The organism is Variovorax sp. LjRoot130 (genome assembly GCF_964253755.1).
In the GTDB taxonomy this organism is placed as follows: domain Bacteria; phylum Pseudomonadota; class Gammaproteobacteria; order Burkholderiales; family Burkholderiaceae_C; genus Variovorax.
Genome location: NZ_CAXURM020000001.1, coordinates 4,945,544 through 4,972,121 on the forward strand (window position 1 = coordinate 4,945,544; position 26,578 = coordinate 4,972,121).

Consider the following 26,578-nt stretch of genomic DNA (forward strand, 5'->3'; position numbering starts at 1 on the left):
GCATCGCCTGACAAATGGCGATGCATGCGAACAACATAACGGCAACATAATTGGAGCGCGATGTGAAGCAGCACTTTGCAACTCACATCGTTGCTCACATAATTTGAGCATTGGATTTTTCTATGTTGACCTGGGACGAAGAAGTCAAGCCCTCCTTGCCAAAGGATCTGCAACAAGGATTGCGGCACTCATCAAACAACGACGCGACCGTCGGTCGCTCGTCGGAGTTCCCGACTTCGCAAATTGCTCCTATCGCCCCGACTTTCCGCACACTCGATGATGGCGTCGCACTGCGGCCTGCTCCGGCTTCCATGCCGCAAGCGCAGGCCGCGCGCCGCGTGAAGGCCGCCGACAAGCGCATCATCAACGGCCAGACCGACGTCAACCAGTTGGTTCCGTTCAAGTACAAGTGGGCCTGGGAGAAGTACCTCGCCACCTGCGCCAATCACTGGATGCCGCAGGAAGTGAACATGACGCGCGACATCGCGCTCTGGAAAGACCCGAACGGCCTGACCGAAGACGAGCGCCGCATCGTCAAGCGCAACCTCGGCTTCTTCGTGACCGCCGATTCGCTGGCCGCCAACAACATCGTGCTGGGCACCTACCGCCACATCACGGCCCCCGAGTGCCGCCAGTTCCTGCTGCGCCAGGCCTTCGAGGAAGCGATCCACACGCACGCCTACCAGTACATCGTCGAGTCGCTCGGCCTGGATGAGAGCGAGATCTTCAACGCCTACAACGAGGTGCCGTCGATCCGCGAGAAGGACCAGTTCCTGATCCCCTTCATCGAAGCCATCAGCGACCCGCACTTCCACACCGGCACGCACGAGAACGACCAGACCCTGCTCAAGTCGCTGATCGTCTTCGCCTGCCTGATGGAGGGGCTGTTCTTCTACGTCGGCTTCACCCAGATCCTCGCGCTGGGCCGCCAGAACAAGATGACCGGCGCCGCCGAGCAGTACCAGTACATCCTGCGCGACGAGTCGATGCACTGCAACTTCGGCATCGACCTGATCAACCAACTGAAACTCGAGAATCCGCACCTCTGGACCGCGGAGTTCAAGGCCGAGATCAAGGCCCTCTTCCTGAAGGCCGTCGAGCTCGAGTACCGCTACGCCGAAGACACCATGCCTCGCGGCGTGCTCGGCATGAATGCCTCCATGTTCAAGGGCTACCTGCGCTACATCGCCAACCGGCGCGCGCAGCAGATCGGCCTGGAAACGCTCTTCCCGAACGAGGAAAACCCGTTCCCCTGGATGAGCGAAATGATTGACCTGAAGAAGGAGCGCAACTTCTTCGAAACCCGCGTGATCGAGTATCAGTCGGGTGGTGCGCTCTCCTGGGATTGAATCGTTCCGACAAATAAAGTGAGTTCAAGAATTGCTTTCGCCGGCTACACGCACCGAAGAGTGCGGCGGTGAAAAGCTCAGGTGTTCATGGTGCTGGGGCTTGCTCCAACGCCATGAATCGCTTCACGCTACCAACATGCGTGGAGTGCTTCAAAAGGTTGATTTTTTCAACTTGATCAAGGAGAAAATAGAAATGGCAACTGCAAAGAAAGCGCCGGCCAAGAAAGCCGCTGCAAAGAAGGCTCCGGCTAAGAAGGTCGCCGCCAAGAAGGCACCGGCCAAGAAGGTCGCTGCGAAGAAGGCTCCTGCCAAGAAGGTAGCAGCCAAGAAGGCACCGGCGAAGAAGGCCGCTGCGAAGAAGGCTCCTGCCAAGAAGGTAGCAGCGAAGAAGGCGCCGGCGAAGAAGGCCGCCGCGAAAAAGGCGCCTGCGAAGAAGGCAGCAGCCAAGAAGGCGCCGGCGAAGAAGGCCGCCGCGAAAAAGGCGCCTGCCAAGAAAGCGCCTGCGAAAAAGGCTGCAGCCAAGAAGCCTGCTGCCAAGAAAGCAGCGAAAAAGCCTGCTGCCAAGAAGGCCGCGAAAGCGCCCGCCAAGGCAGCCGTAGTGCCTGCTCCTGCAGCGCAAACGACGCTGAACCCCCAGGCAGCCTGGCCGTTTCCGACGGCCAGCAAGCCCTGAGTCGTTCAGCGGCCTTGAAGGCACAAAGCCCGGCACCGCAAGGTGCTGGGCTTTTTTTATGGTTGGCCCGGCACCGAAGACAGGTGCTGGGCTTTTTTATGGGCTCAGAGGCCGAGCGCCTTCCGATCCACCTGGTAATTCTGCGGCCCGCGTTGCGCGATCTTGAGCGCGCCGATGCGGTTGCCCAACGCAGCGCAACGCGCGAGCGGCCAGCCCTGCTCCAGCCCGAACAGCAGCGCGCCGCGCCATGCATCGCCGCAACCCGTCGGCTCGACCACGGCCGTCGGCTTCACGCCGGGCACGTGCTCGCGCTCGCCTTCGGTCCACACTTCGCAGCCTTCGGCAGCCAGCGTCACAACCAGTCCGCGCACACGCTTCGAGATCTCAGCAAGGCTCCAGCCCGTGCGCTGCGAGAGCATCTTTCCCTCGTAGTCGTTGACCACCACCCAGCTGGCCAAGTCGACGAAATGCGCGAGTTCCTTGCCGTCGAACATCGGCAGGCCCTGGCCGGGATCGAACACGAAAGGGATGTCCGCAGCCTTGAGCTGCTCGGCATGCTGCAGCATCGCCTCGCGGCCGTCGGGCGCGATGATGCCGAGCCGGATGTCCTCGCGCGCCGCGATGCGCGTGATGTGCGCCTGCTGCATCGCGCCCGGGTGGAAGGCCGTGATCTGGTTGTTGTCGCGGTCGTTCATGATCATGGCCTGCGCGGTGAAGCTGTCGTCCACCTGCCGCACGAACTCGGTGCTGATGCCCAGCGTTCGCAGCCGCTCCAGGTAGTCGACGCCGTCGCTGCCGACCGTCGCCATCGGCAGTGCCGTGCCGCCTAGCGCGTTGAGGCTGTAGGCGATGTTGCCCGCACAACCGCCGAAGTCGCGCCTGAGGCCGGGCACGAGAAAGGACACGTTGAGGATGTGCAACTGGTCCGGAAGGATCTGATCGGCGAACCGTCCCTCGAAAGTCATGATGGTGTCGAACGCGAGGGAACCGCAAATCACTGCTGCCATGGATGAACCGTTGGTTGATTGAAAAAAGAAAAGAGCGCGCGGCTCAAGGATAGAAGGCCAGCACCCGGTAGCCTGCGATCGGCGCCAGTGCCGCGGCCTCGGGCCCGGTCAGCGCCAGCGGCAACGACGCCGCGCGCTCGGCACGGGCGGGCAGGACGGGCGGCGCGCCGAACTCGGCCGGCATGAGCACGCGCCGGATCACGGCACGCTCCTGCATGTCGAGCAAGGACAACTCGACCGCGGGCATCGCGAGCGGCACGGTGGCGGCATTGCGCAAGGTGAAGCTGAGGCGGTAGGCATCGCCGCTTTTCTCGCGCGCGAAGGAGGCGCCATCGATCGTGATGTCGCCGATCTGGCGCAGCGCCGAGAGCTCGCAGCCCGTCAGGCTGCACAGCGCCGCGAGCGCGGGACGCAGCCCCGGCTGGCGAGCGGCGATGAGGTCGCGCTCCTGATGCAATACCTGCACGAGCAGAAGAAGCGCAGCCAGCGCGGCCACGACGATCAGGGAGCGCCGCACCGCTGGCCGCTGCCAGAATGCCGATCCCTCGGCGGCGGCGCCCAAAAACCGAGGGCTGCGCCGAGCGAGCTCGATAGCAGGCTCAGGCTCGCTAGCGGCCAGCACCACGGGCGCCGATTCGCGCGCCGCCCGCTCTTCTCCGCGCGCCTTCGCCCTGGCGATCTTGGCGGACTTGGCACGCGCACGGCGCAGCGCCTTCTGCAGTTGCGCGTTGCCGGTGTCTTCTTCAGCCGCCGGCGGAGGTGGCGGCGACGGCCGTGGCGGTGGCGGCTCGCGGCCGATGGGCGGGGCGGCCGGCAGGTTCAGGTCGATGTTCGGGAATGGCGGAAGCGAGGGATAAGGCGGAATCACTTGCGCTTCGGCTGCACGCATCGGCTGCGAGCGCTGGGGCCAGGGCTCGTCCGCAACGACGCCGACAGCGAACGACAGCGGATCGGATGGCGCCGAGGTCTTGGACGCAGGCGGCGGCGGCACGGCGACGGGCGGCTCGGCGACCGGTGGTTCGATCTCTTGTTCGTCGTCGAGGAAGTCCGCCTCCTCGAGGTTCCGCACGGGTTCCTCGTCCGCGGGCCACTCTGCCACTTCGTCCAGCTCAGTTTCGATCGGCGGATCGGCGTCGGGCGGCACGCTGCTGGTGCCTTCGTCGGGCGCCGACGTCGGTGCGACTGCCGCGGGTCCAGGCGCCGAATCGGGCGCTTCATGCAGATCGACGGTCGCGTCGAACACCTCGCTGCACCGGCCGCAGCGCACCCACCCGTCGGAGATGCGAAGCTGGTCCCTCACCACCTTGAAAGTGGTGGCGCAGGCGGGGCAGCGAGTGACCAGGCTCATGAGGCGCCGATTGTAGGGTCGACCTCCAGCGTCGAGGACGATCTAGAGGGCCGCGGTCATCAGAATCCAGCCGTCCTCGCTGTCGCTCACTTCCAGCGCTGCATAGGGCGCATAGGCGAGCTTCAGTTCGTCGGCCTGGCGCTCGAGGATGCCCGCCAGCACCAGCGAACCGCCCGCTGCGACGTGCTCGCACAGCAAAGGCGCAAGCACCTTCAGCGGCGTGGCGAGGATGTTGGCGAGCACGATGTCGTAGCGGCCAGTTGCCAAGTCGGACAGGCCGGCCTTCAGTTGCACCTCGTTCGCCTCAGCGTTGAGCCGCGTCGAATCCACGGCGGCTTCGTCGATGTCGACGGCGTCGATGTCGGTCGCGCCGAACTTGGCCGCGCCGATCGCCAGGATGCCGGAGCCGCAACCGTAGTCGAGCACGCGCTTCCCACGGAGCTCCCCGCGCGTTGCGATCCAGCGCAGGCACATGCGCGTGGTCGGGTGCGTGCCGGTGCCGAAGGCAAGACCCGGGTCCAGCCGGATGACCTGCTGCGCTTGCGCCGGCGGATCGTGCCAGGTGGGCACGATCCAGAACTCGGGGGTGATTTCGACCGGTGCGAACTGGGACTGCGTCAGCCGCACCCAGTCCTGCTCGGGCACCTCGGTCAATCCAAGCACCTCGCAATCCACAAAGAAGTCCTGCGCGGCCAGCACCGCAGCAGCCTCCCGCGCCTGCGCCTCGGCGGCAAACAAGGCGATCACCCGGGAGCGCTGCCAGCCTCCCTTGGGCGGCGGCATGCCCGGCTCGCCGAACAGGGCCTGCTCGGCATCGGTCTGGGCATCCGCGTCCTCGACCGAAACGCTCAGCGCGTCGAGCGCCTCGAGCGCATCGCTGACGGTTTCGACGCGATCTTCCGGCGCGAGCAGGCGGAGTTCGAACACGGTGCCGCGGTCCCGCTCAGCGCTTGTGGGCCGCGAGCCACTCTTCGAGGTAGTGGATGTTGGTGCCGCCGCTCATGAACTTGGCGTCGACCATCAACTCGCGGTGCAGCGGGATGTTGGTCTGGATACCCTCGATCACCGTTTCGCTCAACGCCGTGCGCATGCGCGCCAAGGCCTGGTCGCGGGTATCGCCGTGAACGATGATCTTGCCAACCATCGAGTCGTAGTTCGGCGGCACGAAGTAGTTGGTGTAGACGTGCGAATCCACGCGCACCCCCGGCCCGCCCGGCGGATGCCACATCGTGATGCGGCCCGGCGAGGGCGTGAACTTGTAGGCGTCTTCGGCATTGATGCGGCACTCGATCGAGTGGCCGCGCATCTCGATCTGGCGCTGCGTGAACGGCAGCTTCTCGCCGGCGGCGACCATGATCTGCGTCTTCACGATGTCGATGCCGGTCGTGAATTCGGTGACCGGGTGCTCCACCTGCACGCGCGTGTTCATCTCGATGAAGTAGAACTCGCCGTTTTCGTAGAGAAACTCGAAGGTTCCGGCGCCGCGGTAGCCGATCTTCTTGCAGGCGGCCGCGCAGCGCTCGCCGATCTTCTCGATCAACTTGCGCGGGATGCCCGGTGCGGGCGATTCCTCGATCACCTTCTGGTGGCGCCGCTGCATCGAGCAGTCGCGCTCGCCCAGGTAGACCGCGTTCTTGTGCTTGTCGGCGAGGATCTGGATCTCGATGTGGCGCGGGTTCTGGAGAAACTTCTCCATGTAGACCGATGGATTGTTGAAGGCCGCGCCGGCCTCCGCCTTGGTCATCTGGATCGCATTGACCAGCGCCGCCTCGGTGTGCACCACGCGCATGCCGCGCCCGCCGCCGCCGCCCGCCGCCTTGATGATGACCGGATAGCCGATCGCCCGGGCGATGCGCTTGTTGGTCGAGGAATCGTCGGACAGTTCGCCCTCCGAGCCGGGCACGCAGGGGACGCCAGCCTTGATCATGGCCTGCTTGGCCGAGACCTTGTCGCCCATGATGCGGATCGATTCGGGCGTGGGGCCGATGAATTGAAAACCGCTCTGCTCCACGCGTTCGGCGAAGTTGGCGTTCTCGCTCAGAAAGCCGTAACCCGGGTGGATCGCCTCGGAGTCCGTCACTTCGGCCGCCGAGATGATCGCCGGCATGTTCAGATAGCTCTGCGAGGAAGGGGCCGGGCCGATGCATACCGCTTCCTCGGCCAGCTTCACGTATTTGGCATCGCGATCGGCCTCGGAATAGACCATCACGGCCTTGATACCCAACTCGCTGCAGGCGCGCTGGATGCGCAGCGCGATTTCGCCGCGGTTGGCGACCAGTATCTTCTTGAACATGGTCACTCGATGATGAACAGCGGCTGGCCGTATTCGACCGCCTGACCGTTTTCGCCGAGGATCTGTGTGATGGTGCCGGCCTTGTCGGCCTCGATCTCGTTGAGGATCTTCATCGCCTCGATGATGCAGACCGTGTCGCCTTCCTTGACCTGGCTGCCGATCTCGACGAATGCGGGTGCACCGGGGCTGGAGGAGCGGTAGAAGGTGCCGACCATCGGCGACTTGATGGCATGGCCGACGGGCGCCGCCTCTGCGGCCGGCGCCGCCGCGACTGGCGCGGCGATGGCACCGGCCGGTGCTGCAGCGCCGATGGCCGGAGCCGGCGCGGCGACGGTTTGAATGTATTGAACCGGTGCGGCGACGCCGCCCTTGACGATGCGGACCTTGCCTTCGGTTTCAGTGATTTCCAGTTCGGAAATATTCGATTCGGACACCAGATCGATCAGTGTCTTGAGCTTGCGCAGATCCATGGGACTCCAGCGCCGGCTTTGCCGGCTATTAGGATTTAACTCGCCTAAAAATCGGTGTTTTTCGGCGTATTTCGGCGTTTCGCCATCAACTGCCCGAACGGGCGAGCGATTCTAGCCGTGAACTAGGCCCGTCGCCATGCCTGGAGATCACCCGGCTCGAGCTTGCCCATTTTACGCGCCGCCACTGCGCCACCCGCATCGAGCACCAAGGTGAAGGGCAGACCGCCGGCCGTGTTGCCCAGATTCTTGACCAGTTCCGTGCCTTGCAGCCCCGCCAGACCGATGGGGTAGCTGACCGGCGTCTTGGTCAGGAACTTGCGAACCGCGGTGGGCTGATCGATCGCCAGACCGACAACTTGCCAGCCGTTGGCCGCATTTTCGCGAAAGAACGCATCGAGCATGGGCATCTCCTCGACGCAAGGAGGACACCAGGTGGCCCAGAAGTTGAGCAACAGCGGCTTGCCCCGCAGACTCTCGAACACCAGTTCGCCACCTTCGGGCCGATCGAAGCGCTGCGCCCAGAATGCGGCGTCCAGCTGCTCGCCGCCGGCCGCGCCGCCCCGGCGGTGCCACAGAGCACCGCCCAGACCGGCAACGGCCGCCACCGCGGCGACGCCGCCATAGAGCCAGGCCCGGCGCGTGGGGCTCGAAGTCATCCACTGTCCTTTTCTATCAGCCGCCTGAGCGCGGCCAGGTTGCCACGCGGGATGCGGCCCTGCGCGTCAGGCTTGAGCGCGCCTCGCAGATCGTCGAGGTCGTACACCAGCAGGTGCACGCCAATCTCCTCGCCGAGTGCCCGGCTCGCCACATGAACGCTGAGGGCTTCGACCTGCTCGCCATGGAAGCCGGTGACCATGCGCGGCTCGTAATCGACATGGTGGTCGATGAGCGCGATCTCGGCGGACTTCGGGTCGTCGCAGAAGAGCTGGATGTAGATGTCCGACAGGCGCGTCGCCGTGCCGTGCCACACGGCGCCACCGATGTGAGGCCGGAACTGCGCCATCCGCTCCATCCATTCGAGCGCCAGCTGGCGCAGCGCGTGCAATTCCTTGGGCTGGGTGTCCGCGCAATAGAGCCGGATGTAATCCCGCACCTCGGCCTCGATCTCGTCGTTGTTCGGCAGCGGCGTACGCACAGGCAGACCCAGGTCGCGCAGCGCGCGGCGCTTGGCGGGGCCGTACTCCAGCCCTTCCTCGACGACGAGGCGGGCCGCAGCGGCGGCAATTTCCTGCTTGGACGTGTCCATCGGCCCATTTTGCCCGCAGTAAGGCACCGGCAGAAGACCGGCCGCCCTGCGTCCCTAGAATCGACCGATGCATATTCACATCCTCGGCATCTGCGGCACCTTCATGGGCGGTGTCGCCGCATTGGCGCGCGAAGCCGGCCATCGGGTGACCGGTTGCGATGCCGGCGTCTATCCGCCGATGAGCGACCAACTGCGCTCGCTCGGCATCGAGCTGATCGAAGGCTACGACGCCGACCAGATGGCGCTGCGGCCCGATGTCTTCGTCATCGGCAACGTGGTGTCCCGCGCCCGGCTCGCCGACGGCACACCCAAGTTCCCGCTGATGGAAGCCATCCTCGACGCCGGCGCCAGCTACACCAGCGGCCCGCAATGGCTGGCAGAACACGTGCTGCAGGGCCGGCATGTGATGGCGGTGGCCGGCACGCACGGCAAGACCACCACCACTTCGATGTTGGCCTGGATCCTCGAACGCGCCGGCCTGGCGCCGGGTTTCCTGGTGGGCGGTGTGCCGCTCGACTTCGGCGTCTCGGCCCGGCTCGGCAAGAACAAGTTCGTGATCGAAGCCGACGAATATGACACGGCCTTCTTCGACAAGCGCAGCAAGTTCGTCCATTACCGCCCGCGCACCGCGATCCTGAACAACCTGGAGTTCGACCACGCCGACATCTTCGACGACCTGGGGGCGATCGAACGGCAATTCCACCACCTCGTCCGCATCGTGCCGGGGACGGGCCGTGTGGTCGTCAACGCCACCGAGGAAAGTCTGCAGCGCGTGCTGGCCCAGGGCTGCTGGAGCGAACTGGCCCGCTTCGGCGCCGGCGGCGAATGGCAGGCCCATGGGCCGCACGACGCGTTCGAGGTGCTGCGCCAAGGCGAGCGGGTCGGCCGCGTCGAATGGGCGCTGTCCGGTCTGCACAACCAGATGAATGCGCTCGCCGCGATCGCCGCCGCGGAGCACGTGGGCGTGGCGCCGGCCGAAGCGGCCGGCTTTCTGGCCAGCTTCCGCAACGTGCGCCGCCGCATGGAGCTGCGCGGCACCGTCGCGCGCGCGGGCGCAGCGATCACGGTCTACGACGACTTCGCGCACCACCCGACGGCGATCCGCACCACGCTCGACGGCCTGCGAAAGAAGCTCGACGCCGACGGCCACCAGGGCGAGCGCATCCTGGCCGCCTTCGAACCGCGCAGCAACACCATGAAGCTGGGCACCATGGCGGCCCAGCTGCCCTGGAGCCTCGAAGCGGCCGACCTCGCTTTCTGCCATAGCGGCGGACTGGAATGGGACGCTGCCGCAGCGCTCGCGCCGATGGGCGACCGGGCGCAGGTGGCCGGCGCAATCGAGCCGCTGGTGGCGCAGATCGTCGCGGCAGCGCGGCCGGGCGATCACATCGTCTGCATGAGCAACGGCGGTTTCGGAGGCGTGCACGAGAAGCTTCTTTCCGCCTTGCGCGCGACAGGCGCGGCAGAATAGGCTCATGCGCGCACAGGAGCTCATCGATACCCTGAATCTGCAGCCTCATCCCGAGGGCGGCTGGTTCCGCGAGGTGTTCCGCTCGACAGCGCAGGTCATGCCCGCCGATGGGCGGCCGGCCCGCCAGGCGCTCACTACCATCTATTTCCTGCTGGAAGCCCACCAGCATTCGCGCTGGCACCGTGTGGCGTCCGACGAAGTGTGGATCCATCTCGAAGGGGTTCCGCTCGCGCTCTGGACCAGCGATGGGGCGCTGCGCACGCCGCCGGTCCACCTGCGGCTGGGCCCGGTCGATGTCCACGGCACGCGACCGCAGCACACCGTTCCGGCAGGCCAGTGGCAAGCAGCCCGGCCCATCGTGTCGCAGGCCACCGACGACTACACGCTGGTCAGTTGCACCGTGGGACCCGGTTTCGACTTCAGCGATTTCTCGTTCATGCAACCCGAGGGCGACGAGGCGGCGCTGCTGCGCCACCACTGGCCGGAGCTGGCGGCGCTGATCTGAGCGCCGTCGCACCGATTCAGCCGCGGCGCTGTTTCACCGCTTGCGACAGCAGCTCCAGCACCTGGGCCGAATCGTCCCAGCCCAGGCAGGCATCGGTGATGCTCTTGCCGTATTCCAGATCGGCCACGCGGTCCTTGCCGGCGCTGAACTTCTGGGCGCCCGCGCTCAGGTGGCTCTCGACCATCAGGCCGAACACCCTCTTGCTGCCGCCCGCAATCTGCGCGGCGATGTCCTTCGCCACGTCGATCTGCTTCTGGTGCTGCTTGCTGCTGTTGGCGTGGCTGCAGTCGACCATCAGCGTCGGCGGCAGCTTGGCGGCTTCGAGGTCCTCGCAGGCGGCGGCCACGCTCGCGGCGTCGTAGTTGGGCGCCTTGCCGCCGCGCAGAATCACGTGGCAGTCCTTGTTGCCGTTGGTCTGCACGATCGCCACCTGTCCGTTCTTGTGCACCGAGAGGAAGTGGTGCCCGCGCGCCGCCGCCTGGATGGCGTCGGTCGCAATGCGGATGTTGCCGTCGGTGCCGTTCTTGAAGCCGATCGGCGCCGACAGGCCAGAAGCCAGTTCGCGGTGCACCTGGCTCTCGGTGGTGCGGGCGCCGATCGCGCCCCAGGAGATCAGGTCGCCGATGTACTGCGGCGAGATCACGTCGAGGAACTCGCTGCCGGCCGGCAGCCCCAGCCGGTTGATGTCGATGAGCAGTTGGCGCGCGATGCGCAGGCCCTCGTCGATGCGGAAGCTCTCGTCGAGGTAGGGGTCGTTGATGAGCCCCTTCCAGCCCACCGTCGTGCGCGGCTTTTCGAAGTAGACCCGCATCACGATCTCCAGTGTGCCGGCGTACTTCTCGCGCTCGGCCTTCAGGCGCCTTGCGTATTCGAGCGCGGCGGCCGGGTCGTGGATCGAGCACGGGCCCATCACGACCAGTAGCCGGTCGTCCTTGCCGGCCATGATGTTGTGGATGGCGCGGCGGGTGCCGGTGATCAGCGATTCGACCGGCGTGCCGCGGATCGGGAAGAAACGGATCAGATGTTCGGGAGGGGGCAGCACGGTGATGTCCTTGATGCGTTCGTCGTCGGTTCGGCTGGTTTTCTCGACGCTCGCATACCAGTTCTCGGTGGCCGGGGCAGTGTTCGTGCTCATCGCTTCTTCCTTCACTTTGAAAATCATCGGGGCATAAAAAAACCGCCGGGGCTCGAGGCGCCGGCGGTTCTGGGAGGGTGTGTCAGTGTGCTTTACGCGCTCGCCTCTCGTCCGCCGGAAACCGGGAACCAAAAGTACGAAAAGAAAAACGCGACGCGCGAAGACATAGGGGCCGAATGTAGCACAGGGTTTTGGGCTCGGCTGTTGTTTGCGGGCGTCAGGCGGTGCCGCCGACGGTCAGGCCGTCGATGCGCAGCGTGGGCTGGCCGACGCCGACCGGCACGCTCTGGCCTTCCTTGCCGCAGGTGCCGACGCCCGTATCGAGCGCCATGTCGTTGCCGATCATCGTCACGCGCGTCAGCGCATCGGGACCGTTGCCGACCAGGGTGGCGCCCTTCACCGGATACTGGATCTTGCCGTTCTCGACCCAGTAGGCTTCGCTGGCCGAGAACACGAACTTGCCGCTCGTGATGTCGACCTGGCCGCCGCCGAAGTTGGTGGCGTAGAGGCCTTTCTTGATGCTGGCGACGATTTCTTCCGGCACCCTGTCGCCGCCCAGCATGTAGGTGTTGGTCATGCGCGGCATCGGTACGTGCGCGTAGCTCTCGCGGCGGCCGTTGCCGGTGGGCGGGACCTTCATCAGGCGCGCATTGAGCGAATCCTGGATGTAGCCCTTCAGGATGCCGTCCTCGATCAGCACATTGCGCTGCGTCGCGTTGCCTTCGTCGTCGACGTTGAGCGAGCCGCGGCGGTCGGCGATGGTGCCGTCGTCCAGCACGGTCACGCCCTTGGCCGCCACGCGCTCGCCGATGCGGCCCGAGAAGGCGCTCGACCCCTTGCGGTTGAAGTCGCCTTCCAGCCCGTGGCCGATGGCCTCGTGCAGCAGGATGCCGGGCCAGCCCGGGCCGAGCACCACGGTCATCTCGCCCGCGGGCGCGGGACGCGATTCCAGGTTGGTGAGCGCCTGCTGGACGGCCTGGTCGACGTACTCGGCAATCTGCGCATCGTCGAAATAGGCGAGGCCGAAGCGGCCGCCGCCGCCGCCCGAGCCCATCTCGCGGCGGCCGTTCTGCTCGGCGATCACCGTGACCGACAGCCGCACCAGCGGCCGCACGTCGGCCGCCAGCGTGCCGTCGGCGCGCGCGACCAGCACCACGTCGTATTCGCTCGCGAGGCCGGCCATCACCTGCGCGACGCGCGGATCCCTGGAACGCGCGAGCTTCTCGACCTTGCCGAGCAACTCGACCTTGGCGGTGCTGTCAAGCGTCGAGATCGGGTCCACGCCGCCATAGAGCGAACGGCTCGTTGCAACCTTGCGCACCGGAGCCTTCACCCGCCCGTTGCGCCCGGCAGCGGAAATGGTGCGCACGGTGCGCGCCGCATCGAGCAGCGAGGCCTCGGAGATGTCGTCCGAATAGGCGAAGGCCGTCTTCTCGCCGCTGACCGCGCGAACGCCGACGCCCTGGTCGATGCTGAAGCTGCCGGTCTTGACGATGCCCTCCTCCAGGCTCCAGCCCTCGCTGCGCGTGTACTGGAAGTAGAGGTCGGCGTCGTCCACCTTGTGGGCGGTGATTTCGGCCAGGGCGCGCGACAGGTGCGACTCGTCGAGGCCGAAGGGCGTGAGCAGGAGCTGCTGCGCCGTGGCGAGGCGCTCGATGGTGGGTTCGCGTGAAATCATCGAAGGATTCTAGGCTCGCACCCCGAATGGCGCTCAGGACTGCATCAGCCGCTTGGCGCGCGAAATGGACATCAGGATGCCGAGCCCCAGGCCGAGCGTCACCATCGCGGTGCCGCCATAGCTGATGAAGGGCAAAGGCACGCCGACCACGGGCAGGATGCCGCTCACCATGCCCATGTTCACGAAGGCGTAGGTGAAGAAGATCATCGTCATCGCGCCGGCCAGCAGGCGGGAGAACAGCGTCGGCGCATCCAGCGCGATCGCGAGGCCGCGAAAGATCAGGAAGACGAAGGCCGCGATCAGCGCCAGATTGCCGATGAGACCGAATTCCTCGGAATAAGCCGCGAAGATGAAGTCGGTGGTGCGCTCGGGAATGAACTCCAGGTGCGTCTGCGTGCCCTGCATGAAACCCTTGCCGCCGACGCCGCCGGAGCCGATGGCGATCATGCCCTGGATGATGTGGAAGCCCTTGCCCAGCGGGTCTTTGGTCGGGTCGAGCAGCGTGCAGATGCGCTGCTTCTGGTAGTCGTGCAGCACGCGCCAGTCGACGCCGTCGGCGCACAGCTGCGACTCGAAGCCGACGATCAGCGCCACCGCGACCAGCCCGATCACCACCGGCGGCACGATCAGTTTCCACGAGAGCCCGGCGAAGAAGATCACCGACAGGCCGGCCGCCAGCACCAGCAGCGAGGTGCCCAGGTCGGGCTGCTTCATGATCAGGCCGATCGGCACCGCCAAGAGCACGGTGGCGACCACGAAGTCGAGCGTGCGCAACTGGCCCTCGCGGCGCTGGAACCACCAGGCCAGCATCAGGGGCATCGCGATCTTCAGGATTTCGCTCGGCTGGATCACCATGCCGACATTGATCCAGCGCGTGGCGCCCTTCTTGGTGATGCCGAACAGCGCCACCGCGATCAGCAGCCCCACGCCCAGGGCGTAGAGCGGCACGGCAAAGAACATCAGGCGCTGCGGCGGCACCTGCGCCACCACGAACATGATGAAGCCGGCCAGGAGCATGTTGCGGCCGTGGTCCGCGAAGCGCGAGCCGTGGTCGAAACCCGACGAATACATGGTCAGCATGCCGGCGCAGGCCAGCAGCAGCACGGCGAAAGCGAGAAAGCCGTCGAAGCCCTGGAACACGGGGACGATGCGACGCGCGAGCGACGGCTGGTTGAACACGGCTGACATGGGCGCGGATTATCCGCGTCCCGGCGCGCTTCCGTAACAATCCAGCAGCATGAACCCGTTGCCCGCCACCCATTTGTTGTATCTCCATGGCTTTCGCTCCTCGCCGCTGTCGACCAAGGCGCGGCAGATGGCGCAGCGCGTGGCCGAACGGCACCCGCAACTGCAGTGGTGGTGCCCGCAACTGCCGCCCTCCCCCCGCGAGGCCATCGATCTCGTGATGAACGGCATCGCGCAATGGCCGCGCAGCTCGATGGCGGTCGTGGGTTCCTCGCTCGGCGGCTTCTATGCCACCCATGTGACCGGCATGACAGGCTGCCGCGCCGTGCTGCTGAACCCCGCGGTCCATCCGGCACGCGACCTGGCGAACTACATCGGCGAGCAGAGCTCCTGGCACGACCCGGCCGGGCACTTTTTTTTCCGGCCCGAGTACATCGATCAACTGCGTGCGCTCGAACTCGGGCCGCTGGCACAGCCCGAGCAGGTCTTCGCCGTCATCGCCAAGGGCGACGAGCTCCTGGACTGGCGCGAGATGTCGGCCCGCTACCCCGGAAGCCGCATCAAGCTGCTCGAGGGCAGTGACCATGCGCTGTCCGATTTCGAGCGCCATCACCTGGACGATGTGATGGCCTTCATCGACCCGGCCTGAACGCGGTCCGCGGCCGGCGTTCATCGCCGCGCATGGGACAATCCGCGTCATGTTTGTTTTGTTCGAAGAAGCCGGCAAGTACCTCGGCGGCCGCGTGTTGTCGGAGGCCGAGGCCTCGGCGCAGGTCGAGCTCGAGTCCGGCAAACGCGTCAAGGTCAAGGGCGCCAACATCGTGCTGCGCTTCGAGAAGCCGGCTCCGGCCGAATTGCTGGCCGAAGCGCGCACCCTGGCCGCCGGCATGGATCTCGACCTGGCCTGGGAATTCGCGCCCGAAGGCGAGTTCGCCTTTGCCGAGCTCGCGGTTGACTACTTTCAGGCTCATCCGACGCTGGCGCAGCAGGCCGCCGCGCTGCTGGCGCTGTTCGAGGCGCCGCACTATTTCCGCCGCGCGGGCAAGGGCCGCTTCAAGAAGGCGCCGGCCGAGATCGTGCAGCAGGCGTTGGCCGCTATCGAGAAGAAAAAAGCGGTACAGGCGCAGATCGCCGAATGGTCCGCGCAGCTGGCGGAAGGCGTTTGCCCGGCGCCGGTGCGCGAGCAGCTCTTCAAGATCCTCTTCCGGCCCGACAAGAACGCGCCCGAGTACAAGGCCGTGGTCGAAGCCGCGCGTGCGACGCAGCGACCGCCGCTCGAGTTGCTCAAGCAGGCGGGCGCGATCGATTCGCCCTACCAGTTCCACTGGCGCCGCTTCCTGTTCGAGAACTTCCCCAAGGGCACCGGCTTCCCGGCCCTGCAAGCGCCAGCCATCACCGACGAACTGCCGCTCGCCGAGGTGCAGGCCTTCTCGATCGACGATTCGCAGACCACCGAGATCGACGATGCGCTCTCGGTCACGGGCCTCGGCAGCGGCACGGTGCGCGTCGGCATCCACATCGCGGCGCCCGGCCTGGCGCTGGCGCCGGGCAGCCCGATCGACCAAGTGGCGCGCGCGCGCATGTCGACGGTCTACATGCCGGGCCACAAGATCACCATGCTGCCCGACGACGTGGTGGAGGCCTACACCCTGCAGGAAGGGCGCGACTGCCCGGCCGTCTCGCTCTACGCCAGCTTCGACGAAGCGACGCTGGAACTGAAAGGCGCAGAGACCCAGCTCGAGCGCGTGCCGATCGTGGCCAACCTGCGCCATGACCAGCTCGACGGCGTCGTCACGCAGGGCTGGCTCGAAGATGCCTCGGTGGACGGCGAGAACACGCCCGAGGTCGCGAAACGCGCGCGCGCCCCGCTGTCCTTCCTGTTCCGCCTCGCGAAGCAGCTGAAAGCGCAGCGCGAAGTGGTGCGCGGCAAGCCCGAGAGCTTCAACCGGCCCGACTACAACTTCCGACTGATCGGCAACGACAGCGAACCCACCGGCAACGAGCAGGTGCAGATCAGCACCCGCCAGCGCGGCGCACCGCTCGACCTGATCGTTTCCGAGGCCATGATCCTGGCCAACAGCAGCTGGGGCGGCTGGCTCGGCGAACTCGGCGTGCCCGGCCTCTACCGCAGCCAGGCCAGCCTGGCGCCCGGCATCAAGGTGCGCATGGGCACGCGGGCCCTGCCGCATGCCGGCCTCGGCGTGAAGAGCTACGCCTGGAGCACCTCGCCGCTGCGCCGCTACACCGACCTCGTGAACCAGTGGCAGATCATCGCGGCCGCGCGCCACGGCAAGACCGCGGCGTTGGCTGCGCCTTTCAAGCCCAAGGACGCCGACCTGTTCTCGATCCTCTCGGGTTTCGACGCGGCCTACGCCGCCTACAACGCCCACCAGGGCGGCATGGAGCGCTTCTGGACGCTCAAGTACCTCCAGCAGCGGGGCATCGCCGAACTCGACGCGACCCTGATCAAGGACGTGGGCAACGGCGCCCTGGTGCGCGCCGACACGCTGCCGCTGGTGTTCCAGGTCACCGGCACGCAAGGCTTGATGCGCGGCGCTCGCGTGCGCGTCAGGCTCGGTGAGATCGACGAGATCGCGCTCGACGTGCACGGCACCGTCATCGAGCGCCTCGATGCGGCGCCGGCCGAGGCTGCCGCGGAAGACGAGAGCGGCGAGGACGAGGAAGAAGTGGCCGGGCCGATCGCCATTGCGGTCGACCTCGCCGACAGCGACGAGGCTGCCCCGGAGAAGGTAACAGCATGAACCTGCGCGACCTGAGCAGCCTGCAGATCGCGCTCGGCCTGTCGGTCGCGGCGCACGCGCTGCTGCTCGGGCTGCGCTTTGCCGACCCGGAGACTTTCAACCGCGTGTTCACCGAAACGCCGCTCGAGGTCATCCTGGTCAACGCCAAGACCAACGAGCGCCCCGACAAGGCCCGGGCCATCGCCCAGACCTCGCTGGCCGGCGGCGGCGATCTCGAACGCGGCCGCGCCACCAGCCCGCTGCCGCCCTCCACCTTCACCGCCGTCGGCGACTCGATGGAAGACGCGCAGCGCCAGGTGGAGGCGATGCAGGCGCAGCAGATGCTGCTTTTGGCGCAGATCAAGCAGCAGCTCGCCGCCATGCCGATGCCCGACCCGCGCAACCAGGGCAGCCCGAGCGAGAACGCGGCGCGCGAGGAAAAGCGCCGCCAGCTGATCAAGATGCTGGCCGAGATCGAACGCCGCGTGAACGAAGAGAACGCGCGGCCCAAGAAGCGCTATCTGAGCCCGGCGACCCGCGAAGCCACGTATGCCGTCTACGTCGACGCGCTGCGCAGGCGCATCGAGCAACGCGGCACCGAGAACTTCCCCGAGCTCGCCGGCAAAAAACTGTACGGCGAGCTCACGATGATGGTGACCGTCAACTTCGACGGCTCGATCCTCGGCACCGAGGTCATCGAAGGTTCGGGCAACCAGGCCTTGGACCGGCGCGCCCAGGCGATCGTGCGCAGCATCGGCAATTTCGGCAAGTTCACCGACGCGATGCGCCGCCAGACCGACCAGATCGTGCTGCCCTCGCGCTTCAAGTTCACCCGCGACGAGACGCTCGAAACCCAGGTGTCTTCTTCATCGAGGCAATGAGCATGGACCAGTACTGCGTGATGGGCAATCCGGTGGAGCACAGCCGCTCGCCATGGATCCATGCGCGCTTTGCCGAACTGACGGGCCAGACGCTGGACTACGGCCGCCGGCTGGTGCCGATCGACGGCTTCGATGAAGCGGTGGCGGCCTTCCGCGCCGAACCGGCCGGCACCGCGCGCGGCTGCAACATCACCGTGCCCTTCAAGTTCGACGCGGCGGCACTCGCCCAGCACCTGAGCCCGCGCGCCGCGCTGGCGCGCGCCGTCAATGTGCTGAGCTTCGAGGAAGACGGCATTCATGGCGACAACAGCGACGGCGCCGGCCTCGTCAACGACATCACGGTCCATGCAGGGGTGTCGCTCGCCGGCAGCGAGCTGCTGCTGCTCGGCGCCGGCGGTGCCGCGGCCGGCGTGCTGGGCCCGCTGCTGGAAGGCGGCCCGCGCCGCGTGGTGGTCGCCAACCGCACGCTGGCCAAGGCCATCACGCTGGTGCAGCGCCATGCGGCGCTCGCGCTTGCGCACCACGTCACGCTGGAAGCACAGGAACTGCACGCGGTGCCCGGCAACTTCGACATCGTGGTGAACGCCACGGCCTCGAGCCTGGCGGGCGGCGAAGTGCCGGTCGCGGCGAGCGTGCTGAAGCGCGGCGCGCTGGCGGTCGACATGATGTACGGCCCCGCCGCCGCGGGCTTCATGAACTGGGCGCGCGACCACGGCGCCGTGCCGCGCGACGGCCTCGGCATGCTGGTCGAGCAGGCGGCCGAGGCCTTTGCGCTCTGGCGCGGCGTGCGGCCGCCCGCGGCACAGGTGCTGGCCGAGCTGCGCGCCATTGTTGATCGGACGTGAAAGCGCTTCTTCGCTGGGCGCTGTGCCTGATCGTCGCGGGCTTCGCGCTCGAAGTCTTTTTCATCGCGCGCATCGCCGCGATGGCGGCGATCGATCCGCAGTCCACCGCCTTCCAGCGCTCCGAGGCCTGGCAACTCGCCACCGAGGGGCGCAGCAATGGGGAGCGGGACTGGAAGCAGCGCTGGGTCCCCTACACGCAGATCTCCGACACGCTCAAGCGCGCGGTGATCGCCAGCGAAGACGACCAGTTCATCTACCACCAGGGTGTCGAGTGGGAAGCGATCGAGCGCGCGCGCCAGCGCAATGCCAAGGCCGAGCAGATCGCCGCGCGGCGTGCTGCCAAGATGCGGGCACGCGGCAAGGAACCGCGCCCGCCCCAGCTGCGCGGCGGTTCGACCATCACCCAGCAGCTCGCGAAGAACCTGCTGCTCTCGGGCGAGCGCACGCTGCTGCGCAAGGGCCAGGAGCTGGTGCTGGCCACGGCACTGGAGCTTCTGCTCGACAAGGAACGCATCCTCGAGATCTACCTCAACAGCGTGGAATGGGGCGAAGGCGTGTTCGGCGCCGAAGCGGCCGCACAGCACTACTTCAGGAAGCCGGCCGCGCGGCTTAGCGCCGGCGAAGCGGCGCGGCTCGCGGTGATGCTGCCGAGCCCCAAGTCCTACGAACGCCGGTCCGGCTCGGCCTATCTCTCGGGCCGCGCGGCCACGATCGCGGCGCGCATGCCGTCGGCGGAACTGCCCTGAGTTCCCCAAACCGTTCGGGCTGAGCCTGTCGAAGCCTTGCGCAGCCCTTCGACCCTTCGACAAGCTCAGGACAGGCCAAGCTCAGAGTGAACGGGTTCGGGCCCGTATCATCGCCGCCATGCTTGCAAAGTTCACGGGGTGGGCCCTGCTGGTCGTGATCCGGCTCCTCACCGGCGCCCAGGCGCGCTGGTGGGGCTGCCCGCCCAAGGCCGAGCAGCGCATCTATTTCGCCAACCACCAGAGCCATCTCGACCTGGTGATGATCTGGGCCGCGCTGCCCGAGGAACTGCGCAGCATCACGCGGCCGATCGCGGCGCGCGACTACTGGGCCACGACGCCCTTCAAGCGCTGGATCACGACCGAGGTGTTCAATGCGATCTATGTGGAGCGTGGCGGCAGTGCGCCGGTTCCGCCGCCCACCGCGGCGCCAGGGCCCGCGGAGCGCATCGAGCCCTCGTTCGACGGGGTGGTGCAAACGGAACTGCCGCTCGCGCCGCCGGCGGCCGAGATCGCGGAACCGGCGGCTGCGGTAGTGCCCGGCAGCGCCGAAGCCCTCGCGCCGCTGCAGCCCCTGATCGAGGCGCTGCAGAGCGGCGACTCGATCATCATCTTTCCCGAGGGCACGCGCGGCCACACGGGCGAGCCGCAGAAGTTCAAGTCGGGCCTCTTCGCGCTGGCCCAGATGTTCCCGGAGGCGGTGCTGGTGCCGGCCTGGATCGACAACGTGCAGCGCGTGATGCCCAAGGGCGAGGTCGTGCCGGTGCCCATTCTTTGCTCGGTCACTTTCGGCGAGCCGGTTCGCCTCGAAGAAGGTGAAGAGCGCCGGCCCTTCCTCGATCGGGCGCGCGAAGCGGTCGTCGCGCTGCGCTACGTATGAACGAATACCTGCGCCATCTCGCGCCGAACCACCAGGTCGCGGCCCTGTTCCTGATCGTCTTCGGCCTGCTCGTCATCGTCAGCACCGTGGCCTTCCTGCTGACCTTCAGGGAGCGCCGCAACCCGGTGCACGACGAGACCTGGCAACGCGAACTGCTGCACTTCCTCACCCTGCTGCGCACCACCTGGGTCATGGTGGTGATCTTCTGGATCGGCTGGGCGCTGGGCGAAACGGTCGCCACCGTGCTGTTCGCGCTGATCTCTTTCTTCGCGCTGCGCGAGTTCATCACGCTCTCGCCGACGCGGCGCGGCGACCATCGCAGCCTGATCCTGGCCTTCTTCGTCGTACTGCCAATCCAGTTCTGGCTGGTCGCAACCGCGCACTTCGACCTGTTCACCGTGTTCATCCCGGTCTATGTGTTCATCGCGATTCCCGTGGTGAGCGCGCTGGCCGACGACCCCAACCACTTCCTGGAACGCAACGCCAAGCTGCAGTGGGGCATCATGGTCTGCGTCTACGGCATGAGCCATGTGCCGGCGCTGCTCCTGCTGTCCTTTCCGGGCTACGAGGGTAAGAGCGCCTTCCTCGTGTTCTTCCTGGTGTTCGTGGTCCAGACCTGCGTGCTGACGCAGCATTTGATCTCGCGGCGCAGCACCATGCCCGGGGATGCTTCCGCACCGGCGCCCGAGGAACAGGCCAAGGCCCGGCTCGGCAAGCTCGGGCACTGGCTGTTCCGGCAGGAACCCGTCGCACCCCACGTGAGCCGCAGCTTCAACTGGACCAGCTGGGCGATCGGCATGGGCATCGCGAGCCTGGTCGGCGCGCTGTTCTCCTTCATCACGCCCTTCAAGTTCGCCCAGGCGCTCGCGGTGTCGCTGATCGCCTGCGTCGCCGGCTCGATGGGCCACCTCGTGATGAAGGCGCTCAAGCGTGACCGCGGCATTCCCAACTGGGGGCAACGCGGCGTCGGCGTGACGGGCGCCAACGGCCTGCTGGACCGCGTCGATGCGCTCTGCTTCGCGGCACCCGTGTTCTTCCATTCGGTGCGCTGGTATTTCGGCGCATAAGGCTCGCATGCGCATCCTCGGCATCGACCCCGGCTTGCAGACCACCGGCTTCGGCGTGGTGGACATGGACGGCCACACGCTGCGCTATGTCGCGAGCGGCACCATCAGCACCAAGCGCGTCGCGCAGGGCGAGCTGCCGGCCCGGCTGAAGGTGCTGTTCGACGGCATCTGCGAAGTCGTCGAGCGCTACAAGCCCGATGCAGCAGCGGTGGAGATCGTGTTCGTCAACGTCAATCCGCAATCGACCCTGCTGCTCGGGCAGGCGCGCGGCGCCTGCCTCACGGCGCTGGTGACGAGCAACCTGTCGGTCGCCGAATACACCGCGCTGCAGATGAAGCAGGCGGTCGCGGGCCACGGCAAGGCCGCGAAGGCGCAGGTGCAGGAGATGGTCAAGCGCTTGCTGCAACTACCCGGCCTGCCCGGCAGCGACGCGGCCGATGCGCTCGGCATCGCGATCACGCACGCCCATGTCGGCAGCTCGATGGCCCGGCTCGGCCAGGCCGCGGTGCTCGCACGCAGCACCAGCGGGATGTACAGGCAGGGGCGGACGCGCTGATTCGGACGCGTCAGCGCAGCAACCGATGCGTTGGTGTTTTGGCCGCCTTCTTATCGAAGGTCAGCACCGGCGCGTAGCCGGCGGCCTGCGCACGCACGGCCAGCAGGTAGTCCGAAAAGTCGGCCGGACCAGCTTCGTACAGGCCAAGCGCCTGCCGAACCAGGCCCGGTGATTCGACCTTGAGTTGATCATGGTTCAGCAATGCGCTCATGGCTTGGTGAACAGCATCACGCGCGTAGCCATAGCTGCGCTCCAAGACCCAACTCAGCTCGCAAAGAACGACGTGATCGACGTAAGCCGGTGAACGCGCGCTGGCGTTGTCGCGAAGCCAAGCTTCGGCTTTGGCCGCCTGCCGCGCATCGTCGTTGGTGAGGAGCCTCACCAACAGGTTGGTATCGAGCGCGATCACTTCGCCGTGCCGGGGCGATGTTTCTCGCCCAGGTGGGCCGCAACCCCAACGTCCATCTCTTCGACGGTCAGCGCCCGCTTGGGCCGCGCCAGCAGACCCCGCAGCGCCTTGACAGGCGTTGGTGTCGGCCTTTTCAGAACGATGGTGTCGTCGTCCACCACCGTCACCAGAAGCCGATCGCCTGCCTCCAGGCCTAGCCGCGCCCTGGCGGCACTTGGCAGCGTCATCTGGCCCTTTGATGTCAGGGTGGTTTGCATGCTAACCTTCCTTACCAAAAGGTAAGGATATCACGTCAAACCACGCGCTCCGCGATCAGCACCGCGAAGAAGCCGAAGGCCGCGAACAGCGTCCACTTGAGCACGATCCAGCCGAAGCGCTTGTACTTGGGCTGCCCGGTGCCGGCGAAGAAGGCGAAAGAGATGCCGGCCACCAGCAGAAGCAGCAGGATGGCCCAGCGAAACAGCAGCATCGTCTGGAAGGCCCCGCGCTACCAGGCGCGCGCGACTTCGGCGAAGCCAGCCGGCGCGCGACTCTGGTCGTCGAAAGTGACGATCTCGTAGGCGTCTTCGTGCGCGAGCAGTTCGCGCAGCAGCTTGTTGTTGAGCGCGTGGCCCGAGCGGAACGCGCTGTAGGCCGCGAGCAGCGGCCGGCCGATGACGTAGAGGTCGCCCATGGCGTCCAGAATCTTGTGCTTGACGAACTCGTCGTCGTAGCGCAGTCCGCCCGCATTCAGCACCTTGGTGTCGTCCATCACGATCGCGTTGTCGAGCCCGCCGCCGAGCGCCAGGCCCTTGGAGCGCATGTACTCGACCTCCTTGGTGAAGCCGAAGGTGCGCGCGCGCGCGATGTCGCGGCTGTACGAGCCCGACCCCAGGTCGAACTCGACGCGCTGGCCGGTCGAATTGACCACGCGATGATCGAAGTCGATCTCGAAGCTGAGCTTGTAGCCGTGGTAGGGCGAAAGCCGCGCCCACTTGGTATCGGCCCCCTCGCCTTCGCGCACCTCGACCGGCTTGGTGACGCGGATGAAGCGGCGCGGCGCCTTCTGCAGCTCGATGCCCGCGCTTTGCAGCAGGAACACGAAGGACGATGCCGAGCCGTCGAGGATCGGCACCTCGTCGGCCGTGATGTCGATCAGGAGGTTGTCGATGCCGAGGCCCGCGCAGGCCGACATCAGGTGCTCGACGGTCTGGACCTTGGCACCCTTGGACGACACGGTGGACGCGAGCCGCGTGTCGGTGACGGCCTCGGCCGTCATCGCGATCTCGACCGGTTCCGGCAGGTCGACGCGGCGGAACACGATGCCGGCATCGATGGGCGCCGGCCTGAGCGTGAGTTCCACGCGCTGCCCGCTGTGCAGCCCCACGCCGACCGCGCGGGTGATGGATTTGAGGGTACGTTGTTGGAGCACGGCAGCGATTTTAGGAGGGCGAGGCGCCCGGCGTGCCGTGCGCCTCGCTATGTCCGTGATAGCTGCCATCTGGGACGGTCAATCGGCCTGGCGGCGGAGAAAGGCCGGGATCTCGAAATCATCCATCCCACCCGAGGACAGCGCATCCACTTTGGCAGCGGCCATGGTGCGGTTGGTGCGCCACACGCTGGGCACCGCCATGCCGTCGTAGTTGGGCTGGCCGCTCGCATGCCCGTGGCCCGCGCCGCCGAGCGTCGGCACGTTGAACGGGATGTTGTCGGTGCCGGTGCGGATCACTTCCAGCGTCGGCGCCTGGCGGCGCGCATCCGCGCGCGAGAGGCCGGTCGCGACCACGGTCACGCGCATCTCGTCGCCCAGGTTGTCGTCGTAGGCAGCGCCGTAGATCACGTGCGCGTCCGGCGAAGCGTAGGCACGGATGGTGTTCATCGCGAGCTTCGATTCGCTGAGCTTCAACGAGGACTTCGACGCCGTCACCAGCACCAGCACGCCCTTGGCGCCCGAGAGGTCGATGCCTTCGAGCAGCGGGCAGGCCACGGCCTGTTCGGCGGCGATGCGCGCGCGGTCCGGGCCGGCGGCCGCGGCGGTGCCCATCATGGCCTTGCCGGGCTCGCCCATCACGGTGCGCACGTCTTCGAAGTCGACGTTCACGCCGCCGTACTCGTTGATGATTTCCGAGATGCCGCCGACCGCGTTCTTGAGCACGTCGTTGGCATGCGCAAAGGCCTCGTCCTGCGTGACGTCCTCGCCCAGCACGTCGAGCAGCTTCTCATTGAGCACCACGATCAGCGAATCGACATTCGCCTCGAGCTCGGCCAGGCCGGCATCGGCGTTGGTCATGCGGCGGCCGCCTTCCCAGTCGAAGGGCTTGGTCACCACGCCCACGGTGAGAATGCCCATCTCCTTGGCCACGCGCGCGATCACCGGCGCCGCGCCGGTGCCGGTGCCGCCGCCCATGCCGGCCGTGATGAACAGCATGTGCGCGCCGGCGATGGCTTCGCGGATGTCGTCGATCGCGGCTTCCGCGGCATCGCGCCCCTTCTCGGGCTTGCTGCCGGCGCCCAGCCCGTTGGTACCGAGCTGGATGGTCTTGTGCGCGTTGCTGCGCGAGAGCGCCTGCGCGTCGGTGTTGGCGCAGACGAACTGAACGCCCTGCACGCCGCGCTCCATCATGTGCGCGACCGCATTGCCGCCGCCGCCGCCGACGCCGATCACCTTGATCTGCGTGCCTAGGTTGAACTCTTCGATTTCGATCATTTCGATGGCCATTTCTGACTCCTTGAATATTTGCAGTTGCCGTGTATGTATCAGTGAATTTTTTCTAGGGAACCGTCAACGATCGAGCGGTGGGCCGGTTCGTCGCCATCGCTCGTTGAAATGACGTTGAGGACTTCCGCGTGCCAACCAAAGTGGGTAGAAGTTCATGATCAGAAGTTCCCCACAATGAAGTCCTTGAAGCGTCCGAAGGCCGTCTTGACAGAGCCGTTCTTCTGCGCCACCTTGAAGCCGCGCAGCCGCGCATAGCGCGCCTCCTCGAGCAGGCCCATCACGGTCGCGGCGCGCGGCTGCGCCACCATGTCCGACAACGCGCTCGAATACTTCGGGATGCCGCGCCGCACCGGCTTCAGGAAGATGTCTTCGCCGAGCTCGACCATGCCGGGCATCACGGCGCTGCCGCCGGTCAGCACCACGCCCGAGGAGAGCACCTCTTCGTAGCCCGACTCGCGCACCACCTGCTGCACCAGCGAGAAGATCTCTTCCACCCGCGGCTCGATCACGCCGGCCAGCGCCTGCTTGCTCAGCATGCGCGGCCCGCGGTCGCCCAGGCCGGGCACCTCGACCTGCGTGTCCGGATCGGCCAATAGCTGCTTGGCATAGCCGTTCTCGACCTTGATGTCCTCGGCGTCCTTGGTCGGCGTGCGCAGCGCCATCGCGATGTCGCTGGTGATCAGGTCGCCGGCGATCGGGATCACCGCCGTGTGGCGGATCGCACCGTTGGTGAAGATCGCGACGTCGGTGGTGCCGGCGCCGATATCGACCAGCACCACGCCCAGCTCGCGCTCGTCCTCGGTCAGCACCGCCAGGCTGGAGGCCAGCGGGTTCAGCATCAGCTGGTCGACCTCCAGGCCGCAGCGGCGCACGCACTTGATGATGTTCTCGGCCGCGCTCTGGGCGCCGGTGACGATGTGCACCTTGGCCTCGAGACGCATGCCGCTCATGCCGATCGGCTCCTTCACGTCCTGGCCGTCGATCACGAACTCCTGCGGCTCCACCAAGAGCAGGCGCTGGTCGCTCGAGATGTTGATCGCGCGCGCCGTCTCCACCACGCGGGCCACGTCCGCCTGCGTGACTTCCTTGTCCTTGACCGCGACCATGCCGCTCGAGTTGATGCCGCGGATGTGGCTGCCGGTGATGCCGGTGTAGACGCGGCTGATCTTGCAGTCGGCCATCAGCTCGGCTTCCTTGAGCGCCTGCTGGATGCTCTGCACGGTGGCGTCGATGTTCACCACCACGCCGCGCTTGAGCCCGTTGCTGGGCGCAATGCCGAGCCCGGCCAGCTTGAGCTCGCCGTTGGGCAGCACTTCGGCCACCACCGCCATCACCTTGGCGGTGCCGATGTCGAGTCCGACAACCAGGTCTTTGTATTCCTTGGACATGAAGCTTCCT

At 66.6% G+C, this 26,578-nt stretch carries 28 protein-coding genes; 12 read left to right on the top strand and 16 right to left on the bottom strand.

Going from position 1 to position 26,578, the window contains the following annotated elements; genetic code table 11:
• Positions 1 to 122: 122 nt before the first annotated feature.
• Positions 123 to 1,349 carry a ribonucleotide-diphosphate reductase subunit beta gene (locus ACSQ86_RS24550; protein WP_436305433.1) on the top strand — a complete coding sequence of 409 codons (1,227 nt, stop codon included), beginning with the start codon at positions 123 to 125 and terminating at the stop codon, positions 1,347 to 1,349.
• Between the two features lie 193 nt (positions 1,350 to 1,542).
• A complete protein-coding gene (locus tag ACSQ86_RS24555) occupies positions 1,543 to 2,022 on the top strand; it encodes a histone H1-like DNA-binding protein (RefSeq protein ID WP_436306352.1) in 480 nt (159 codons plus the stop codon).
• A 104-nt stretch (positions 2,023 to 2,126) separates the two neighbouring features.
• On the opposite strand, the gene ACSQ86_RS24560 is transcribed toward ACSQ86_RS24555, so the two are convergent.
• From ACSQ86_RS24560 to ACSQ86_RS24590, 7 genes are all read right to left on the bottom strand, one after another.
• Positions 2,127 to 3,029 (bottom strand): carbohydrate kinase family protein, encoded by a 903-nt coding sequence (locus ACSQ86_RS24560; RefSeq protein WP_093104056.1) that lies wholly within the window; start codon positions 3,027 to 3,029, stop codon positions 2,127 to 2,129.
• Between the two features lie 43 nt (positions 3,030 to 3,072).
• Positions 3,073 to 4,377, bottom strand: coding sequence for a zinc-ribbon and DUF3426 domain-containing protein (locus ACSQ86_RS24565; RefSeq protein ID WP_436305434.1), 1,305 nt, complete (start codon positions 4,375 to 4,377; stop codon positions 3,073 to 3,075).
• Between the two features lie 42 nt (positions 4,378 to 4,419).
• Positions 4,420 to 5,304: a 50S ribosomal protein L11 methyltransferase gene (gene prmA / locus ACSQ86_RS24570; RefSeq protein ID WP_436309732.1), complete on the bottom strand. Its 885-nt coding sequence runs from the start codon at positions 5,302 to 5,304 to the stop codon at positions 4,420 to 4,422.
• A 16-nt stretch (positions 5,305 to 5,320) separates the two neighbouring features.
• Positions 5,321 to 6,670, bottom strand: a complete 1,350-nt coding sequence (gene accC / locus ACSQ86_RS24575) for an acetyl-CoA carboxylase biotin carboxylase subunit (protein ID WP_436293614.1) — start codon at positions 6,668 to 6,670, stop codon at positions 5,321 to 5,323.
• Positions 6,671 to 6,672: 2 nt separating this feature from the next.
• Positions 6,673 to 7,140 (bottom strand): acetyl-CoA carboxylase biotin carboxyl carrier protein, encoded by a 468-nt coding sequence (gene accB / locus ACSQ86_RS24580; protein WP_093104050.1) that lies wholly within the window; start codon positions 7,138 to 7,140, stop codon positions 6,673 to 6,675.
• 122 nt (positions 7,141 to 7,262) lie between these two features.
• Entirely contained in the window at positions 7,263 to 7,796 is a 534-nt protein-coding gene (locus ACSQ86_RS24585; RefSeq protein ID WP_093104048.1) for a TlpA family protein disulfide reductase, read from the bottom strand.
• The gene (locus ACSQ86_RS24590; RefSeq protein WP_436305436.1) at positions 7,793 to 8,386 is read right to left on the bottom strand and encodes a hypothetical protein; all 594 of its coding nucleotides are present in this window, start codon (positions 8,384 to 8,386) and stop codon (positions 7,793 to 7,795) included. The genes ACSQ86_RS24585 and ACSQ86_RS24590 overlap by 4 nt, the downstream gene beginning before the upstream one ends.
• Positions 8,387 to 8,453: 67 nt before the next feature.
• Here ACSQ86_RS24590 and mpl point away from each other — a divergent pair, with 67 nt between their 5' ends.
• Positions 8,454 to 9,857 (top strand): UDP-N-acetylmuramate:L-alanyl-gamma-D-glutamyl-meso-diaminopimelate ligase, encoded by a 1,404-nt coding sequence (gene mpl, locus ACSQ86_RS24595; RefSeq protein WP_436309733.1) that lies wholly within the window; start codon positions 8,454 to 8,456, stop codon positions 9,855 to 9,857.
• Between the two features lie 4 nt (positions 9,858 to 9,861).
• On the top strand, positions 9,862 to 10,362 hold the full coding sequence (locus ACSQ86_RS24600) for a cupin domain-containing protein (protein ID WP_436305438.1): 501 nt from the start codon (positions 9,862 to 9,864) through the stop codon (positions 10,360 to 10,362).
• Positions 10,363 to 10,378: 16 nt separating this feature from the next.
• Here the strand turns inward: ACSQ86_RS24600 and ACSQ86_RS24605 are convergent, their stop codons facing one another.
• The 3 genes from ACSQ86_RS24605 to rodA all read right to left on the bottom strand — a co-directional run bounded on the left by ACSQ86_RS24605 (position 10,379) and on the right by rodA (position 14,363).
• Positions 10,379 to 11,497 carry a 3-deoxy-7-phosphoheptulonate synthase gene (locus tag ACSQ86_RS24605; protein ID WP_436309734.1) on the bottom strand — a complete coding sequence of 373 codons (1,119 nt, stop codon included), beginning with the start codon at positions 11,495 to 11,497 and terminating at the stop codon, positions 10,379 to 10,381.
• A 217-nt stretch (positions 11,498 to 11,714) separates the two neighbouring features.
• Positions 11,715 to 13,175: a metalloprotease TldD gene (gene tldD, locus ACSQ86_RS24610; RefSeq protein ID WP_436305440.1), complete on the bottom strand. Its 1,461-nt coding sequence runs from the start codon at positions 13,173 to 13,175 to the stop codon at positions 11,715 to 11,717.
• Between the two features lie 33 nt (positions 13,176 to 13,208).
• On the bottom strand, positions 13,209 to 14,363 hold the full coding sequence (rodA, locus tag ACSQ86_RS24615) for a rod shape-determining protein RodA (protein WP_436305441.1): 1,155 nt from the start codon (positions 14,361 to 14,363) through the stop codon (positions 13,209 to 13,211).
• A gap of 49 nt (positions 14,364 to 14,412) precedes the next feature.
• Here rodA and ACSQ86_RS24620 point away from each other — a divergent pair, with 49 nt between their 5' ends.
• From ACSQ86_RS24620 to ruvC, 8 genes are all read left to right on the top strand, one after another.
• A complete protein-coding gene (locus ACSQ86_RS24620) occupies positions 14,413 to 15,009 on the top strand; it encodes a YqiA/YcfP family alpha/beta fold hydrolase (protein WP_436309735.1) in 597 nt (198 codons plus the stop codon).
• Between the two features lie 49 nt (positions 15,010 to 15,058).
• Positions 15,059 to 17,122 carry a ribonuclease catalytic domain-containing protein gene (locus ACSQ86_RS24625; RefSeq protein ID WP_436305443.1) on the top strand — a complete coding sequence of 688 codons (2,064 nt, stop codon included), beginning with the start codon at positions 15,059 to 15,061 and terminating at the stop codon, positions 17,120 to 17,122.
• The gene (locus tag ACSQ86_RS24630) at positions 17,119 to 17,982 is read left to right on the top strand and encodes an energy transducer TonB (protein WP_093104036.1); all 864 of its coding nucleotides are present in this window, start codon (positions 17,119 to 17,121) and stop codon (positions 17,980 to 17,982) included. Before ACSQ86_RS24625 ends, ACSQ86_RS24630 begins: the two co-directional genes overlap by 4 nt.
• A 2-nt stretch (positions 17,983 to 17,984) precedes the next feature.
• Complete coding sequence (aroE, locus tag ACSQ86_RS24635; RefSeq protein WP_436305444.1) at positions 17,985 to 18,827, top strand: shikimate dehydrogenase; 843 nt, start codon at positions 17,985 to 17,987, stop codon at positions 18,825 to 18,827.
• Positions 18,824 to 19,573: a monofunctional biosynthetic peptidoglycan transglycosylase gene (mtgA, locus tag ACSQ86_RS24640; protein WP_436305445.1), complete on the top strand. Its 750-nt coding sequence runs from the start codon at positions 18,824 to 18,826 to the stop codon at positions 19,571 to 19,573. The genes aroE and mtgA overlap by 4 nt, the downstream gene beginning before the upstream one ends.
• Positions 19,574 to 19,691: 118 nt before the next feature.
• Positions 19,692 to 20,450: a lysophospholipid acyltransferase family protein gene (locus ACSQ86_RS24645; protein WP_436309736.1), complete on the top strand. Its 759-nt coding sequence runs from the start codon at positions 19,692 to 19,694 to the stop codon at positions 20,448 to 20,450.
• A complete protein-coding gene (locus ACSQ86_RS24650; protein ID WP_436305447.1) occupies positions 20,447 to 21,517 on the top strand; it encodes a phosphatidate cytidylyltransferase in 1,071 nt (356 codons plus the stop codon). The genes ACSQ86_RS24645 and ACSQ86_RS24650 overlap by 4 nt, the downstream gene beginning before the upstream one ends.
• 7 nt (positions 21,518 to 21,524) lie before the next feature.
• Positions 21,525 to 22,073, top strand: coding sequence for a crossover junction endodeoxyribonuclease RuvC (gene ruvC / locus ACSQ86_RS24655; protein WP_093104029.1), 549 nt, complete (start codon positions 21,525 to 21,527; stop codon positions 22,071 to 22,073).
• 10 nt (positions 22,074 to 22,083) lie between these two features.
• On the opposite strand, the gene ACSQ86_RS24660 is transcribed toward ruvC, so the two are convergent.
• The 6 genes from ACSQ86_RS24660 to ftsA form a co-directional block, all read right to left on the bottom strand.
• Entirely contained in the window at positions 22,084 to 22,482 is a 399-nt protein-coding gene (locus tag ACSQ86_RS24660; protein ID WP_170855530.1) for a PIN domain-containing protein, read from the bottom strand.
• Entirely contained in the window at positions 22,479 to 22,739 is a 261-nt protein-coding gene (locus ACSQ86_RS24665; protein WP_170855529.1) for an AbrB/MazE/SpoVT family DNA-binding domain-containing protein, read from the bottom strand. Before ACSQ86_RS24665 ends, ACSQ86_RS24660 begins: the two co-directional genes overlap by 4 nt.
• Before the next feature lie 35 nt (positions 22,740 to 22,774).
• Positions 22,775 to 22,951, bottom strand: coding sequence for a hypothetical protein (locus ACSQ86_RS24670; RefSeq protein WP_170855528.1), 177 nt, complete (start codon positions 22,949 to 22,951; stop codon positions 22,775 to 22,777).
• 18 nt (positions 22,952 to 22,969) lie between these two features.
• Positions 22,970 to 23,893 (bottom strand): UDP-3-O-acyl-N-acetylglucosamine deacetylase, encoded by a 924-nt coding sequence (gene lpxC / locus ACSQ86_RS24675; protein WP_093104026.1) that lies wholly within the window; start codon positions 23,891 to 23,893, stop codon positions 22,970 to 22,972.
• A gap of 78 nt (positions 23,894 to 23,971) precedes the next feature.
• Complete coding sequence (gene ftsZ / locus ACSQ86_RS24680; protein ID WP_093104025.1) at positions 23,972 to 25,180, bottom strand: cell division protein FtsZ; 1,209 nt, start codon at positions 25,178 to 25,180, stop codon at positions 23,972 to 23,974.
• Positions 25,181 to 25,338: 158 nt separating this feature from the next.
• On the bottom strand, positions 25,339 to 26,568 hold the full coding sequence (ftsA, locus tag ACSQ86_RS24685; protein ID WP_093104023.1) for a cell division protein FtsA: 1,230 nt from the start codon (positions 26,566 to 26,568) through the stop codon (positions 25,339 to 25,341).
• Between the last annotated feature and the right edge of the window lie 10 nt (positions 26,569 to 26,578).